Annotated in this window: 14 protein-coding genes; 11 read left to right on the top strand and 3 right to left on the bottom strand. The window is 25.9% G+C overall.

Features of this window, described 5'->3' with window-relative positions; all coding sequences use genetic code 11:
* Nucleotides 1-59 precede the first annotated feature (59 nt).
* From T352_RS0101605 to T352_RS0101570, 8 genes are all read left to right on the top strand, one after another.
* Entirely contained in the window at nt 60-956 is an 897-nt protein-coding gene (locus tag T352_RS0101605; protein WP_026391479.1) for a DUF368 domain-containing protein, read from the top strand.
* Complete coding sequence (locus T352_RS0101600; protein WP_035344760.1) at nt 934-2,793, top strand: polysaccharide biosynthesis protein; 1,860 nt, start codon at nt 934-936, stop codon at nt 2,791-2,793. Before T352_RS0101605 ends, T352_RS0101600 begins: the two co-directional genes overlap by 23 nt.
* Entirely contained in the window at nt 2,783-3,451 is a 669-nt protein-coding gene (gene uppS / locus T352_RS06090) for a polyprenyl diphosphate synthase (protein ID WP_162151092.1), read from the top strand. The genes T352_RS0101600 and uppS overlap by 11 nt, the downstream gene beginning before the upstream one ends.
* Before the next feature lie 110 nt (nt 3,452-3,561).
* A complete protein-coding gene (locus T352_RS0101590) occupies nt 3,562-3,795 on the top strand; it encodes a hypothetical protein (RefSeq protein WP_162151091.1) in 234 nt (77 codons plus the stop codon).
* On the top strand, nt 3,792-5,129 hold the full coding sequence (locus T352_RS0101585; protein WP_051615699.1) for a tripartite tricarboxylate transporter permease: 1,338 nt from the start codon (nt 3,792-3,794) through the stop codon (nt 5,127-5,129). Before T352_RS0101590 ends, T352_RS0101585 begins: the two co-directional genes overlap by 4 nt.
* Nucleotides 5,129-6,073: a mevalonate kinase gene (gene mvk / locus T352_RS06085; RefSeq protein WP_035344754.1), complete on the top strand. Its 945-nt coding sequence runs from the start codon at nt 5,129-5,131 to the stop codon at nt 6,071-6,073. Before T352_RS0101585 ends, mvk begins: the two co-directional genes overlap by 1 nt.
* The gene (gene mvaD / locus T352_RS0101575) at nt 6,054-6,992 is read left to right on the top strand and encodes a diphosphomevalonate decarboxylase (RefSeq protein ID WP_035344751.1); all 939 of its coding nucleotides are present in this window, start codon (nt 6,054-6,056) and stop codon (nt 6,990-6,992) included. The genes mvk and mvaD overlap by 20 nt, the downstream gene beginning before the upstream one ends.
* A gap of 46 nt (nt 6,993-7,038) precedes the next feature.
* Complete coding sequence (locus T352_RS0101570; RefSeq protein WP_162151090.1) at nt 7,039-7,434, top strand: DUF5071 domain-containing protein; 396 nt, start codon at nt 7,039-7,041, stop codon at nt 7,432-7,434.
* 11 nt (nt 7,435-7,445) lie between these two features.
* Here the strand turns inward: T352_RS0101570 and T352_RS0101565 are convergent, their stop codons facing one another.
* Nucleotides 7,446-8,048: a uracil-DNA glycosylase family protein gene (locus T352_RS0101565; protein WP_035344748.1), complete on the bottom strand. Its 603-nt coding sequence runs from the start codon at nt 8,046-8,048 to the stop codon at nt 7,446-7,448.
* 94 nt (nt 8,049-8,142) lie between these two features.
* Here T352_RS0101565 and T352_RS0101560 point away from each other — a divergent pair, with 94 nt between their 5' ends.
* Together T352_RS0101560 and T352_RS07360 are read left to right on the top strand one after the other, a co-directional pair.
* Nucleotides 8,143-8,793, top strand: coding sequence for an HAD family hydrolase (locus tag T352_RS0101560; protein WP_026391472.1), 651 nt, complete (start codon nt 8,143-8,145; stop codon nt 8,791-8,793).
* Entirely contained in the window at nt 8,783-9,400 is a 618-nt protein-coding gene (locus T352_RS07360; RefSeq protein WP_026391471.1) for a sugar O-acetyltransferase, read from the top strand. The genes T352_RS0101560 and T352_RS07360 overlap by 11 nt, the downstream gene beginning before the upstream one ends.
* A 6-nt stretch (nt 9,401-9,406) precedes the next feature.
* Here T352_RS07360 and T352_RS06080 read toward each other — a convergent pair whose 3' ends face one another.
* Both T352_RS06080 and T352_RS0101545 read right to left on the bottom strand, forming a co-directional pair.
* Nucleotides 9,407-9,847 (bottom strand): GNAT family N-acetyltransferase, encoded by a 441-nt coding sequence (locus T352_RS06080; RefSeq protein ID WP_051615697.1) that lies wholly within the window; start codon nt 9,845-9,847, stop codon nt 9,407-9,409.
* A 99-nt stretch (nt 9,848-9,946) separates the two neighbouring features.
* A complete protein-coding gene (locus tag T352_RS0101545) occupies nt 9,947-11,149 on the bottom strand; it encodes a M28 family metallopeptidase (protein WP_026391470.1) in 1,203 nt (400 codons plus the stop codon).
* Nucleotides 11,150-11,278: 129 nt separating this feature from the next.
* On the opposite strand from T352_RS0101545, the gene T352_RS0101540 reads away from it, so the two are divergent.
* A complete protein-coding gene (locus T352_RS0101540; RefSeq protein WP_026391469.1) occupies nt 11,279-15,889 on the top strand; it encodes a DUF4011 domain-containing protein in 4,611 nt (1,536 codons plus the stop codon).
* Nucleotides 15,890-15,935: the final 46 nt, after the last annotated feature.

Here is a 15,935-nt window from a genome sequence, read left to right as displayed (position 1 = left end):
GTTCCTAGAGACCAATTAGTGATATAATTGACAAATACATTTATTTAAGGGAGAAAAAAATGAAGTTTTTAATAAACATACTTAAGGGGTCTATCGTAGGAATATCATTTATTTTACCCGGAATAAGTGGTAGTATGCTAGCAACCTCACTTGGTATTTACGAAAAATTGATTGAAGCATTAAGTAATTTAAATAAGAAACCAATTAAATCAATTCTAAGTATCTTTGATTGCTTAATTGGTATTACGCTAGGAATTTTAATTGGAGTATTAGCTATTAAAAGTGTTTATAGCTTATTTCCAATTCCAGTTACCTTACTTTTCATTGGTTTTATTTTAGGTGCAGTACCTAATATTTTAAAGTCAATAATTAATAATAAGAAGATTTGGTATAATTTTTTAATAGCTACAATAACATTAGTTGTAATGATTGCTATAATGTTTATTAAGCCAAGTGCTAGTCAAGAATTAAATTTACTAAGTTACTTTATAATTGGCTTATTAACAGCAATACCTCTAATAGTTCCAGGCCTATCAAGTGCAATGTTTTTAATGATTTTTGGTGTTTTTGATACAATCATTAGTGATATATCAAATTTGGTATCAGCCCTAACAACATTAAAAATTAATGAAGCATTTAGATATTTACCAAGTACTTTATTTTTAATGCTTGGTATGTTAATAGGTGTAGTAATTTTATCAAAATTAATTAATGTTTTAATAAAAGAACACCGAATTTCATTTAATTATTCGGTTTTAGTAATCTTACTAATCTCGCCAATGAATATAATTTATTCAATGTATAAAGATAGTAAGTATCACGACTTTTTTGATAAAATAAACTATGTAACAATAATAGCAAGTATATTATTATTAGTTCTAGGATTTAGTATAGCATTTGTTTTAGACAAAAAGAGTAGTAAGGAGAATTTAAATGCAGAGCTTAAAGAAGAATAGATTTACATTACTTTTAGTATTAATTGATATAATAATAATTATCTTATCCTATGTATTTTCAGTTTTAGTGGTAAGAGTGATAGGTGGAAACTCAGACTTTCCAATTTTAATTCAATCACTAGTTGTGATAACAATGATTAAGATAGCAATTAATTTTGCATTTGGGATATATAATATTATGCTATCTCATCTAGATTTTAATAATGTACTTAGGATATTTTTAGTTATTTTATTAACTAATTTTATGCTAGTTTTATTACTAATGTTACCAAGTATTCCTAAATTTATGCATAAATCAGTATATTTATTTATTACAGCTTTTGAGGTTACAGGAATATTAGGATATCGTGTCGGGATTAGAATCTTTTTAACATATGAAAAAGTAAAAGTTAAATCACTAAAAGATTCAAAACGTACAATTATTTTAGGAGCTGGTTCACAAGCTGAAATGGCTATTTTTGAAATAAATAATAATAAAGATTTAAATAACTATGTAGTTGGTTTCTTAGATGATGATCCAGTTAAACTGGGTAAAACTATTTCAAATAAGGCAGTTCTCGGTACTTTGTCACAATTAGATGATATTATTGAGAAATATAAAATTGATGAGGTTATTTTAGCAATTAATGATTTTCCTAAGGCTAAATTAAATAATATTTTAGAATATATTAATAACAATAGAATTGGTATTTCATTAAAGCAAACATCTTTTATGAATGACTACAAAAAAAATCAAAGATTAAGTATTGAAACTATTAAAATTGAAGACTTATTAGAAAGAACAGTCGTAAAACTAGATAATAATCAAATTTTTGATTTACTAACAGATCAAGTTGTCCTTGTAACAGGTGGTGGTGGATCAATTGGTAGTGAGTTATGCCGCCAAATTTTTGAATTAGGTCCCAAAGAATTAATTATTTTTGATATTTATGAAAATAATGCATATGATATTCAAATGGAATTAGAACGTTTAAAATATAAAAATCGTTCAATTAAAACTGAACTTAAAGTTTTAATTGGAAGTGTTTATAATGAAAAAAGAATTGAAGAGATTTTTGAAACATATAAACCATCAATTGTATTTCACGCAGCAGCATATAAACATGTACCTTTAATGGAAGATAGTGCACGAGAAGCAATTAGAACTAATGTTATTGGAACAAATAATGTAGCAAAACTTTCAGTAAAATATGGCGTTAAAAAAGTTGTTTTAGTTTCAAGTGATAAAGCTGTTAGACCAACAAATGTTATGGGAGCAACAAAAAGATATGCTGAACTTATTATTAGTTATTATAATAATCAAGGTAAAACCATGTTTTCTTCAGTAAGATTTGGTAATGTTTTAGGGTCTAATGGTAGTGTGATTCCCTTGTTTAAAAAACAAATTGAAGATGGTGGTCCAATCACTGTTACCCATAAAAACATTACAAGATATTTTATGACAATACCTGAGGCTGTTGGCTTAATATTACAAAGTGCCGCATATGCTAAAGGGGGAGAAATATTTATATTAGATATGGGAGAACCAGTTAAAATTATTGATTTAGCTAATAAAATGATTATGCTTGCTGGTTTAATTCCTGATGTAGATATAAAAATTGATGTTGTTGGGTTAAGACCTGGTGAAAAATTATACGAAGAACTATTAATTGATCATCGCATCAATAATTTTACTGAGACAAGTAATTCTAGAATTTTTATTGAGCATCAAGATGATAATTTTGATTGCAGTATTCAAATTGAACATATTTCTAGTATATTTGAAAATATATCAAATGATGAAGTAAAAAACGAACTATCGAAAGTAATAAAAGGATATACAAGAAATGAAATTTAAAGTACCAAGTCATCTTGCTATTATTTTGGATGGAAATGGTCGGTGGGCACAAAAAAGAGGCTTACCGCGTAATTTAGGACACTATAACGGGGCAATAAACTTATTTAAAATAGCTAATCATGCTAATAATTTAGGAGTGAAGTTTCTAACTGTTTATGCTTTTAGTACTGAAAATTGGAATAGACCAAAAGCTGAAGTAGATTATTTAATGTTAAAACCACTTGAATATTTAAATGAAAATATAGATCGATTAAAAGACATTTCATACAAGATAATTTTTGTTGGGAGAAGAACTAAACTACCTAAAGAAACAATTTTGGTTATAGATAAATTAGAATCGCAAACAAGAAATAATAAGGGAATGATTTTACAAATTGCATTTGATTATGGTAGTAAAGAAGAAATAATTAATGCATTTAATCAAATTGAAAAACCTTATACCGAGGAAAAATTGCGTGAGTTTTTATATGTGAAAGAAGATGTTGATTTATTAATAAGAACTAGTGGAGAAGTTAGATTGTCAAATTTTCTGTTGTGGCAAAATGCTTATGCAGAGCTAATTTTTATTAAAAAACATTGGCCTTCTTTTTCTAAGAAAGATTTAGAGAAATCATTTAAAGAGTATAGTAAAAGAAATCGTAGATTTGGCAAGCTTTGATCATTCAAAGCTTTTTCTTTATACTTTAAAATTAATTAAAGTATACTTGAAATATAATAAAATATTATGTATAATTAATATGTTCGGTAGTTGAACAATTGGAGGGTTTAATGAAAAAAAATAAAAGAGTAACATTATGGGGCGAATACATCAGTATAAAAGATTTTTTATTATCCCTTTTAATAAGTCTTAGTATTTTATTAATTGTAATACTAATGCCCGCCTTAAATAAAGATTTAAAGTTAATTTTAGGATTATCTGCAGTAGTAATAGGATTTATTATTAATACAATTTGGATTAAACCAAAAAGAAATGTAAAAGTAGTTAAAGGTGAGAGAAAATGACTATTGATCTAATCTTAATTTTTCAAATGGCCCTTGGTGCCATTTTAGCTACATTCTTGTATACAATTGTTGGAATTATACCAGGAACTGATGAGACATCAGTTATTGTTCCAGTTACTGCAGTTTTAGTTATTATCGGAATTCCACTTCCAATTATTTTAACCTTTTTTATTGCATCGATAGTAACTATTACAACAACTGCCTCAATTCCAACGGCATTAACTTCAATTCCAGGTGGGGTTATGAGTACACCTTTAATTGAAAGTAGTAGTTATTTAAAAGAACAAGGTAAAACTTCAAGTAGTATTAGAAAAATGACTATTGGCTCATTTATAGGAACGGTTGTTGCTATTCCGGTTTCATTGTTAGTATTTTTCTTTGTTTATTTAATTGAAAAAAACACAAATTTTGATATTAAAGGTAATATTGCTAAATATAATGGTCAAATATTTTTAATAGGTGCAATTGTTTTATCATTACTTAATAAGAAAAAAATAATTTCATTACTAGCGATAATTCCTTTTGCATTAATAGTTGTCTTTTCAAGAAAGATTCATCCTATTGGTGGTACACCATTTTTTCTAAGTATTACAATGGGCCCACTACTTTTTAGTATTTTTATGTTATTTTTTAAAAAACAAAGACAAAAGGCAACAGTAGAAGGAAATAAAGAAATAACAATTGAAAAAGAAGATGATTCAAACTATAATTTATTTAATATCTTAGATAAAATAGAAATGAAAAAATCCGTCATTTCAAGTATTTTAGCAAGTTTAACAATATTTTTATCACCAGTTGGAATGACATTACTAATTGGTGATACACTATCTAGTAATATCAAAGATAAAGAACAAAAGGCATTTACAAAAGTTAGTATAATGAATGCAATAAGTAATGCATCATATCTTGCTGGAATAATGATTTCACTTTTAGCCTTCAAATTTCCGTTATCACCAGCAGCAATGGGTCCAGGTGCGATAATCTTTAATCCTGATAACAAATTTTTTGAGTTAAGTTTTTCAGTAAGTTTAATTGCAATTTTAATTGGTGTAGCAATTGCTCTTTCAATTACTGTTTATTTATCTTTGAAATATTCTAATAAGATGACTGAAATAGTTTTTAAGTATATTCCACAAGAGGCAGTTTTAACATTGTTATTATCATTGGTTGTTTTGCTTGTTTACTTAGATTCTGGCTTTATTGGGTTGTTAATTATTTTAGCAATAAGCCTATTAAGTGGCTTTTTATCAAAAATTGGGGTTAGTTTTGGTGTTTTATTTATGTCATTTTATGCCTCACCATTTATTTATGAGTTATTGATGAGGATATTTTAATGAAAATAGGTATAGGAAAAGCAGGAGCTAAAATAATTTTGATTGGTGAACATTCTGTAGTCTATGGCAAGCCAGCAATTGCAATTCCTTTTAATGGAATTGAAACAATGGTTGAAATTACTAAAACTAATGATGATTTGTCGATTGATTCAATGTACTATAAGGGTTTATTAAATGAAAGTCCTTTAGTTATAGAGGGAGTAAGTAAACTTATATACTATGTTTTAGATAAACTAAATATAAAAAAATTTGGTCTTCATTTTAAGATTAACTCAAATATTCTTGGGCAAAGAGGATTAGGATCTAGTGCATCAGTTAGTATTGCTATTGTAAGAGCAATTTACAATGCCTTTAATTTAGTAATTACTAATCAAGAATTGATTAATTTAGCTATGTATGCTGAAAAGATTAACCATTCAAATCCAAGTGGCTTAGATGTTTATACGATTGTTTATCAAAAACCAATTTTATTTGTTAAAGATGAAGGATTTCGTATTTTAAGTATAAACTTAAATGCATATTTATTAATTGTTGATAGTAACTTACCAAGTAAAACTAAAATTGCAGTAGATCACGTTAGAGAACTTTACAATAAAGATTTTGATGTTGTTAATCAAGTATTTATAGAACTTGCAATGTTAACTAATAATGCATCTAATTATTTAGCAACAAATGATATAGAAAAATTGGGACAAACTATGAACTTAGCTCAAGTATTATTAGAAAAAATTGAGGTAAGTAATGAAACTATTAATAATTTAATTGAAAGTGTTAAAAAATTCCAAGTTTTAGGTAGTAAACTAACTGGTGGAGGAATGGGTGGATCAATAATTCTACTAGTTAAAACAAAAGAAGAAGCCTTAAAAATAAAAGATGAATTAAGTAATAACAAAGTTTGGTTTTATAACTTAGGAGATTTGAAAAATGATAAGAGCATATGTTAATTTTGCATTAATAAAATATTGGGGCAAACTAGACGAAGATTTGAGGTTACCATATCAATCTAGTTTATCTTTTACTGTTGACAATTTATATACAGATACAGAAATTACGATATTAAATGATGCTAAAAAAGATATAGTTATAATAAATGGCGTAGAAAATCCTAAGGAAAGTATGCGTGTCATAAATTACTTAAATAGACTTAGAAAAGAGTTAAATGTTTCTAGTTATGTTAAGGTTATTTCAACTAACAATGTGCCAATGGCAGCTGGACTTGCAAGTAGTGCCTCTAGTTTTGCTTCCATTGCAACAGCTTTTGTTAAAGCATTTAAATTTGATTTAAGTCAGGAAGAGATATCTAGACTTGCAAGACTTGGTTCTGGATCAGCAAGTAGAAGTATTTATGGTGGATTTGTAGTTTGGGAAAAAGGAACTGATAAAACAAGTGTTGCCAAAAAAATAGATGTTAAATGGGATGAATTTAGAATTATTGTTTGTCTTTTAGACAAAAATGAAAAAAAAATTAGCAGTACTTTTGCTATGGAAAAATCAGTTAAAAATAAAGAATTATATAATAAATTTGTAGTAGCATCAGAAAAAGATTATAATAATATGTTAATTGTATTAAAAAATAAAGATATTAATGCTGTTGGTACTATTGCTGAAGAAAATAGTGAACGAATGCATGAAATTATTGAAGCAAGTGGCATCAAATATAAAAATGAAGAATCTAATTATTTAATTAATTTAGTAAAAAAAATGCGCAGTGATAAAATTATCGCGTATTTCACAATGGATGCTGGTCCAAACGTTAAAATAATTACAGTTGAAAGTGAGGTTAAAAAGATTCTTTCATACCTTAGTAATGTTGAAACAATTGTTTGCAAACAAGGCTTTGATGCCAAGGAAGTCAAGCATTAAATTTAACCTTTTTAGACTTATATAGTATAATTAAAGAGGTGATAAAATGAAAAAAGAAGAAGTGTTAAAATATTTACCAGCACACAAACTAGATAATTTTTATATTGATGATATGATGGAATTAAGTGATGATGATTTTACATATTTAATTGATGGCTTACTACTTTGGATGAAAAATATGAATTTTTTAGTAAGTAAAGAAATAGCATTAGTTCTAGCAAAAAGACCAGTACTAATGCGCGATATCTTTATTAAATTATTAGATGATGAAAGAGTAGATGCAATCTTTAAATATAATATTATTGCATATGTCATTAGTCAGTATCAAGAAAATGAATTAAAAAATTATGAAAAATCTTTTAATAGGTTGGCAGATAAACCAACAAAAGAAGAAAAATATGCTGAAGTTGATATTTTAGTGAAAAAGTTAATTAATAAATGAAACTAGTTATGCTAGTTTTTTTTATTATTAAGAATAGATCTAACGATTAAACTAATTTTAGGCACTATATCATTACTAAACCAAGGATTTTTGTTTAACCATCTAAAGTTTAGTGGAGATGGATGAGGAATAACGATATATTTTGGTAAATATGAGTCAAACATTTTAACAGTATTTGTCAAATTGTTTTGCACTAAATCTTTTAAATAATATTTTTGAGCGTAAAAACCAACTAAAATAATAAGCTTAACTTTAACTAAATTGGGTAAAATTAAATCATGATAATGAAAAAATTCTTTTCTTGGTGGTAAGTCACCCAATTTACCCTTGCCTGGATAGTAAAAATCCATGGGAATTAAACCAAACAAATTAGTATTATAAAACTCATCTTTACTAACACCTAACCACTGTCTTAGGGTATCACCACTTTTATCGTTCCAAGTAATCTTAGAATTTTGGGCTTTTATACCTGGTGCTTGTCCAACAATTAAAATTTTGGAATTTTTATTTACACTATAAAGAGGCATAATATTTTTACTAGTATATGCTTCGTTAATTGGATCGTTAATAATCATATTTTTAATTTTTTCTAGATTATCATCAAAATTTTCCATAATAATCCCTCCTATAAATTAATACTATACTAAAACTATATATTTGACTAATAATGTGCTATGATAATTATAAAGTAAAAGGGAAGTGAAGATTATGTATAAGGCAATTATTTTTGATTTAGATGGAACATTACTAAATACAATTAAAGATATTAAGTATAGTTTAAATCATACGATGGAAGTATTTAAATTTGATAAATTAAGTACAAAACAAGTGAAAAGAAACTTAGGAAACGGTTCAAAAAGATTAGTTAAAGATAGTCTACCTCTAAACACTAGTTTAAGTAGTCAGTATGAAGTTTACAACTATTATTTTAATCATTATAAGAGTAGCTCTAATGTAAATACAAAACCTTATAAGGGAATAATTAACCTCCTAATAAGTTTAAAAAAATCTGGCTATAAGCTAGCTATTACATCAAATAAAATGAATGATGCAGTTCATAGACTTAATATTGATATGTTTGAAGGTTTATTTGATTTTGCAATTGGTGAAATGAAAAATGTTCCGGTTAAACCACACCCTAAAATGGTTAATATCGCACTTGAAAAATTAGGGGTTAAAGCAAGTGAAGCAATCTTTGTAGGTGATAGTGAAGTAGATATTAAAACCGCTAATAACGCTAAAATAGACGTTTGTGCAGTTAGTTGGGGTTTTAGATCGAAACAAGAATTAAAGTTATTAAATCCTTTCTTTTTAATAAATAAGCCAAAGGAGTTATTAAAGATATTAAATGACAAATAAAGAAATGATGTTAAGTAGTAATCTTTACTTGGCAAGCGACAAAGAACTAAAGATTCTTGCTAGGAGAGGAAGAACTATTAGTGATAAAATTAATAAAACAAAGACAATGGATTTTAAAAAAAGAGAAAAACTAGCAAGAAAAATGTTTGCTTATGCAGGGACTAACTTAAATATTAATAAACCATTTTATGTTGACTATGGTTCAAACATAGAAATTGGTAATAATTTCTTTGCTAATTTTAATTGTACTATGCTCGATGTATGTAAAATAACAATAGGTAATAATGTGATGCTTGCTTCTAATGTCGCACTTTATACAGCAACACATCCCTTAGATAAGAACGTAAGAAATAGTGGTCTTGAATTAGGATATCCAATTACTATTGGGGATAATGTTTGGATAGGTGGTAATGTTGTAATAAATCCCGGTGTTACAATTGGTAATAATACAGTGATTGGTTCAGGTTCAGTTGTTGTTAAAGATATCCCAAGTGATGTACTTGCAGCAGGAAATCCGGCAAGAGTAATTAGAAGTCTAACCAAAGATGATTACAATATCTGGAAAAATCATGAAAAATTTTATTATGATAATATAAAAAAAGACTAAGTTTTCTTAGTCTTTTATCATAAAACGGTATCCTGCATCATCAAAACCGCGTTTTTCATATAAGCGAATTGCATCAACATTTTCTTCATTAACTTCAAGCATTATCCGATTGTTGTTATTTGTTGCATATTCTTTATTTACAAAATCAATCATTTTTGAACCAATTCCTAAACTTTGAAATTCAGGTTTTACATATAATTCATCAATGTGGACATAAAATCCGCCAATTTCATTAGAATATCTAAAAGTTAGTAGCATGTAACCTGTTATTATATTATTAACTTCATAAAAATATCCAGTTACGTAACTTGATTCTTTCATTAATAATTCAAATGTTTTACTTGCATTATAAGCTTTTGTTTTAACTAATACTGCATTAGAACTGTAAAAATCATCTGACATTTTTAAGTATGCTCGCTTATCCTTAGCATTTATTTTTCTAATCATAATTAACATCCTTTCAACTTCTCTATTATATCAAATATAAAAAATAATGCAAAAATTAAAACGGATGCAATAATTTACCATAATTAAAAAGGAAAATGATTATACATTTTCCTTATCTAACTCATTTATAAAATTGCTATAAATTAAAATTGTGTTTTTGACAGCCGGCACTGATACCTTATCGGTAGTATCATTTAAAGTATGATATGCAGTATTTCTATTGTTATTAGTCCAAGGCATTCCCATAATAGTAGTAGCCTCAACACCAATCTTACCAAATTCACCAGCATCGGTTCCACCAGTTAAGACAGCAATGTCTTTTTTTTCTAAGCTAATATTATGTTCTTTTCCAATCTTTATTAACTTATCTACTAAACTTTCACTAAGCTTAACCGTATTATTAATATCACTTGTTAGGAAAAATAAAGAGTCAGCATCGTATAGACATTCGATGTTTAACAAATAAGTCTTTGTTTTTAATAATTCTTCTTTATGTTTATTAACAAAAGCTCTAGCCCCCCTTAAACCTTCCTCTTCAGCATCAAATGAAGCAAAAATAATTCTTGTATTATTTAGTTCTTTATCTGTATTTTTCAAACCATAGTAATATTTACCAAGATTGAATGCAATCATAGTTGATGCCATATTATCTCCAGCACCAGGTGTTCCCTTTTTGCTTCTAAAAAACCATAATTGTAAAATTAAGACTAAGCCTAAGGATAAAGTAATTTTTGTTATTAAAAATAGTAAATTATTTTTAATCAATAAATTTAATGTACTTAAAATGAGTGCAATAAATACAAATGAAATAGATCCAGTTACTCTTAAATTATATAATTTTGGTTGATGAACAAAAAAATTAAAAATTGGTGCACTATCATGATGACCACTAATAATTACTTGTTTTTTTACTTCATTTTTAGGTTCAATTACTCCATAAACGTTTCTTGCTACCTTTTTCTTAAATAAAAAATCTATTACCTTCATATATCTAATAAACTGGAAATATAAAACAAGTAAGCTTGTTATAGCAAGTATTAACGTAATATATGCTAAATTAAGATAAATAAATAAAACACCCAAAGTGTATAAAATTACAATTAGATTGATCCAACCTAAAAATGCTCCTTTATTAATTTTAAAATCTTCCTTATAGGCATTGTCACTATATTTATTAGCCTCCTCATATAGGCTATCTGCCGCAAGTAATACTTTATTTGTTCCAGCTAATCTTTCATCAAACTTATCGACAAACTTTCTCGTATCATTTATTACATCATTAGTTATTTTATCTAGATTCATAAATACTCCTTTAATTTTAGAAGTATTGTACCATAATGATTTTAAAACTAAAAGAAATATTATATTAAAATTTTTTTAAGAGTTATATATTTAGTGTATAATATACTAAAATAAAGGGGTTGGTAAATAATGAATCAGTTAAAAAGAAGTGTTGATATTTGGAAAAATAAACTCTTAGATACGACCAAAAATAATCAAGCTATTAATTTTATTAGTTATAAAAATTCACAAATTGAACTAATAATTAATAATTTTAATGATTTCTTAGTTACAATTCAAAAACTTAATATTGAATTTGCTGAATTTGATGAAAAAATGTTAAATAACTTAGATATTAAAATTAAAGATGAATACCAGAAAGATGAACTAATTTCTATGATAGATCAGTACCTTAAAAAGCATAAGGTTACTGCAAAAAATGATTATGTATTTTCAAATTTAAGTGATAAAAGACAAAGACTGGCCCTAAAGACTTTAATCTCTAGAGCAAAAATGTTTCATGAAGAAAATGCAATTGATATTTTATATATGGCCTTAGGTTTTATCAACTGGAAAGAATCAAAGGACTCTGATGTGGTTCTTAAATCACCACTATTTTTAATTCCAGTTGAAATTATTCAAGATAATTTTGATGGACCTTATAAACTTAGAGTTTTTGATAATGACTTTATTTATAATGAAGCATTACTTAAATCGATTAATAATAACTATAAACTTGATCTAAGTTTTGAAATTGATTATGACCTAGATTTAAATGAAAATTATAATGATTTTAAAAACTATTTAACAAGAAATTTAAATATTAAACATATTTCAATTGATGATTTTGCAAATATTGGTTTATTTCAATTTTCAAAGATAAATATGTTAAAAGATATTGAAGATAATTATGATAAATTAATTGATAATGAAACAATATCCAAACTTGCGGGCGTAAATATCGGATTTAATGACAAAAAAGATAAAAATTTAAAAATCAAAGATCAAACATTTTATCAAGCATTAGATTCTGATTCAAGTCAACAAGTAGCAATTGATTATGCGATAAATGGTATCGACTTTGTATTAGAAGGACCTCCAGGAACTGGGAAAAGTCAAACAATTACCAATATTATTACAGAGCTTATTGCAAGAGGTAAGAAAGTTTTATTTATTGCTGAGAAAAAAGCAGCTCTAGATGTTGTTTACAATAACTTAAGGAAAATAGACTTGGAAGATTACTCATTAAACCTTCACAGCAATAACTTGGATAAAAAAAATATCATCAAAGAGTTAAGTAATTCACTCAACGAACGACAAGAGCGTAAAAAAGTTGCACAAGAATACCTGGAAGAATTAAAATCAAAGTACAAAAAATCAGAAAAAGAATTAAATGATTTTGCGATTGCACTTTTAGAAAAAAAGGGAAAAATTAATCTAAGTGTCTATGAGATGATTGAAAACTATTATAAATATCAAGATAGCATGAACCTTAGATTTTATATTCCTAATATAAGAGATATTAATAAAAATACTCTAGAAGAAATAATTGATGTTATTCATGAGTATGAACTGACACTAAAAATTTTTGAAAACGATATAAATAATAGTCCATTTATTGGCTTAAATATGAAATCTCTTAGTCAACTTGAAAAGGAAGAAATAGAAAGAAATTTAAAAGATATCATTAAAATAACTCAGGAAATAGAAGATTTATTGACAAATGATCACTTTATATATTTTAATTCTAATTCATTCACCTTGGAACAATTGAAATCAATTTCTATTTTATTTGAGATTTTAGATAAACTTAGTTTTTATGATAGAGATATATTAAGAACATATAAAAAAAGTAACATTAAAAATTTAAGTGAAGATATTAATAGTTTTAATCAGTTAATTGAGAATAATCTTATTTTAGAATCATACAGTAATATTAGTTTTAACTTGATTGAAAAAGATATTAGTAGTTACTTAATATTTTTAAAAGACTATGATAGTAAAATAAAAAGATTATTTTCAAAAAAATATAAAAAAACGATTAAAGAATTAAATAATGCGATTAACAAAAACAAACTATCGCATCAAGAGATAATAGATGAACTAAATAATGCTAAGAAATATTATGATAAATCCTTAGAAAATAATTTGATAAAAGAAAAGATCACACTAAATAAATATCAAGACTTAAAAGGTATTGAACTTGAAACTATTGTAAATGAACTATCAAACTATAGTGAGTTGTTAGAGTTTTTAATTTCAAACAAACATTTTGATTATAATATTAATAAGTTTTTAGAGATTTATTTTAAAAACCAAAAAACTATTACAAAAGAAATTAAAAAATATAATAAATTTGTTGAAAGTCTGGATAAAAATTATCAAAATCTGCAAAAAAACTTTAATTTATCAAATTTAAACTTAAATAAAAATCCTTATTTGGCAAATTTAGTTACCGTAATTAAAATGAACAAAGAGATTAATAATATTTCTGAAGTTATTAAATATAATAATGTTATAAATAAATCCAAAAAACTATTCTTGAATGAATTTTTTGATGTTGCAGAAAGAGAAAACATAAGTAGTGGACTACGAGATATCTACTTAAAGAGATTATATTTACTTCTAGTCGATAATTATTTATCTGAAGATAAAATATTGAATAATTTTAAACGTGAAATATATGATAAAAAGCGCGAGGAATTTATAAAAAGCGATAAAGGGTTAATAGACTTAGCAAAACATCAAATAGCAACAAATATTGAGAAATACACACCAATAGTAAGTGGTTTAGAAAGTCTAAACTATGAAGTTAAAATTTTACTGAGGGAAGTTGAAAAAAATCGTAAGTTAATGCCTGTTAGAAAGCTCTTTGAAAATATTCCTAATTTAATCTTAAACTTAAAACCATGTATAATGATGTCACCACTTTCAGTTAGTACATATTTAAAAAACTTAGATTATAAGTTTGATGTTGTGATATTTGATGAGGCATCACAAATTCAACCCGAAAGTGCACTTGGTGCAATTTATAGATCCAAACAAACAATCATTGTCGGTGATAGTGAGCAACTTCCACCAACTAATTTCTTCCAAAATATTGATAAAACTGATAGTGATGATAACGATGTTGATTCATTTGAAAGTATTTTAAATATAGCTAAGGCAAGTATGGATAAAGTATCACTAAAATGGCATTACAGAAGTAAGTTTGAAGAATTAATTTATACTTCAAATAGTGAAATATATAAAAATTTAATTACTTTCCCAGCTAAAAATAAGCCAGGTAAAAATGAGGGGTTAGAATTTATTTATTTAGATGGTATCTATGAAAATAGTGGAAATAAGATAGAAGCCTTAAAAGTTGCTAATTTAGTCAAAGAACATTTTTACACATATGGTTTTAATAGAAGTATTGGTATAGTAACATTTAATGAACAACAACAAAGACTAATTGAACATGAAATAGATAAAATGCGAAGACTAAATAGAAGTTTAGATGAATATTTTTCTCCAAATCTAAAAGAACCATTTTTTGTTAAAAATATTGAAACAGTCCAAGGTGATGAACGTGATACTATAATTATTAGCATTGGTTATGGTCCAGCACCAGTTACTAAGAAAATTAGTATGAATTTTGGGCCTTTAAACAAAGATGGTGGCTATAGAAGATTAAATGTAGCAATAACTAGATCTAAGTTAAATTTAAAGGTTGTATCTTCTATTAGATCAAGTGATATTGATTTATCTAAAACTGATGCAAGAGGTGTTAAATTCTTAAAAGAGTTTTTACGAATTTCAGAAACAAGATTAATTAATGATTTAGAAAAAAGCGTAGATGATACTAATAATTTTGCAAATGATGTGGGTTTTGAGTTAGAAAAACTTGGTTATGAAGTTGATTTTAATCTAGGAACTTCAAATTATAAGATTGATTTAGCAGTTAAAAATAAAAATAATAAAAATGAATATATTTTGGGAATTGAACTAGATGGTTCGGTTTATAAAATAGATGATAATGCTAGAGCGAGAGAGCGTTTAAAAAAAGAAGTTTTGGAAAGTAGAGGCTGGAATATTTATAGAATTTGGTCAGTAGATTGGTTTAGAAATAAAGAACTTGAATTAAGAAGACTAGTTGATCAATTAGAAAATAGATTTATTCATGTAGATCTCAGTAATACTAGCGAAGAAGTAATTTTAGAATATGTAAACGAAGATACTTCATTACTTGATACATTCGCAAGCTATCCAAACTATGATAATTTAATTAAGGAAGTCAATACAAATAATACTCTAAATGATATTAGAACTATAATTAAAACTTTAGAACCAGTCCATTTAGATGAACTAAAGAAAATTGTTCCAAAATATTATGATAGAGAAGTATATAGTAAATATGTAGATAAAAAATTTATTGTAGATTTAGATACATTAATATATAAAGAATACTTATTTAATAAAGATAATGACTATATAGTAAGTCCTAATCAATCTATCTATTTTAGAAAAACAACAATAAATAGTACAAGAAGAAATTTCTTAAATATTCATGACCTTGAAATTAGAGATGGGATTATTGCTATTTTAAAAATAGTAAAGATTATTGAGGTAGAAGCACTAACTAAAAAAATATTAGAGTTTTCCGGATATACTAACTCTAGTATAGAAATTAGAAAGAAAATTGATAATATTTTAAAAACTTTAGTTGATGAAAAAATTATTATTATCTCAAAGAATTTAATCAATTATATTAACGAATAATAAACTTTATAGTTTTTCTTGTTTTTAAATAGTAAAATGTGATAGA

The sequence above is a fragment of the Haploplasma modicum ATCC 29102 genome (genome assembly GCF_000687835.1).
Classification (GTDB): domain Bacteria; phylum Bacillota_I; class Bacilli_A; order Acholeplasmatales; family Acholeplasmataceae; genus Haploplasma; species Haploplasma modicum.
The sequence above is the reverse complement of the archived record's forward strand: the minus strand, read 5'-3'. Positions and strand labels throughout refer to the sequence as shown.

Coding starts and splice junctions, on each gene's coding strand:
- T352_RS0101600 (WP_035344760.1), top strand. CDS start 934: ATGCAGAGCTTAAAGAAGAATAGATTTACATTACTTTTAGTATTAATT.
- T352_RS07360 (WP_026391471.1), top strand. CDS start 8,783: ATGACAAATAAAGAAATGATGTTAAGTAGTAATCTTTACTTGGCAAGC.
- T352_RS0101540 (WP_026391469.1), top strand. CDS start 11,279: ATGAATCAGTTAAAAAGAAGTGTTGATATTTGGAAAAATAAACTCTTA.
- T352_RS0101570 (WP_162151090.1), top strand. CDS start 7,039: ATGAAAAAAGAAGAAGTGTTAAAATATTTACCAGCACACAAACTAGAT.
- T352_RS0101545 (WP_026391470.1), bottom strand. CDS start 11,149: ATGAATCTAGATAAAATAACTAATGATGTAATAAATGATACGAGAAAG.
- T352_RS0101590 (WP_162151091.1), top strand. CDS start 3,562: ATGAAAAAAAATAAAAGAGTAACATTATGGGGCGAATACATCAGTATA.
- T352_RS0101605 (WP_026391479.1), top strand. CDS start 60: ATGAAGTTTTTAATAAACATACTTAAGGGGTCTATCGTAGGAATATCA.
- uppS (WP_162151092.1), top strand. CDS start 2,783: ATGAAATTTAAAGTACCAAGTCATCTTGCTATTATTTTGGATGGAAAT.
- T352_RS0101565 (WP_035344748.1), bottom strand. CDS start 8,048: ATGGAAAATTTTGATGATAATCTAGAAAAAATTAAAAATATGATTATT.
- T352_RS0101560 (WP_026391472.1), top strand. CDS start 8,143: ATGTATAAGGCAATTATTTTTGATTTAGATGGAACATTACTAAATACA.
- mvk (WP_035344754.1), top strand. CDS start 5,129: ATGAAAATAGGTATAGGAAAAGCAGGAGCTAAAATAATTTTGATTGGT.
- T352_RS06080 (WP_051615697.1), bottom strand. CDS start 9,847: ATGATTAGAAAAATAAATGCTAAGGATAAGCGAGCATACTTAAAAATG.
- T352_RS0101585 (WP_051615699.1), top strand. CDS start 3,792: ATGACTATTGATCTAATCTTAATTTTTCAAATGGCCCTTGGTGCCATT.
- mvaD (WP_035344751.1), top strand. CDS start 6,054: ATGATAAGAGCATATGTTAATTTTGCATTAATAAAATATTGGGGCAAA.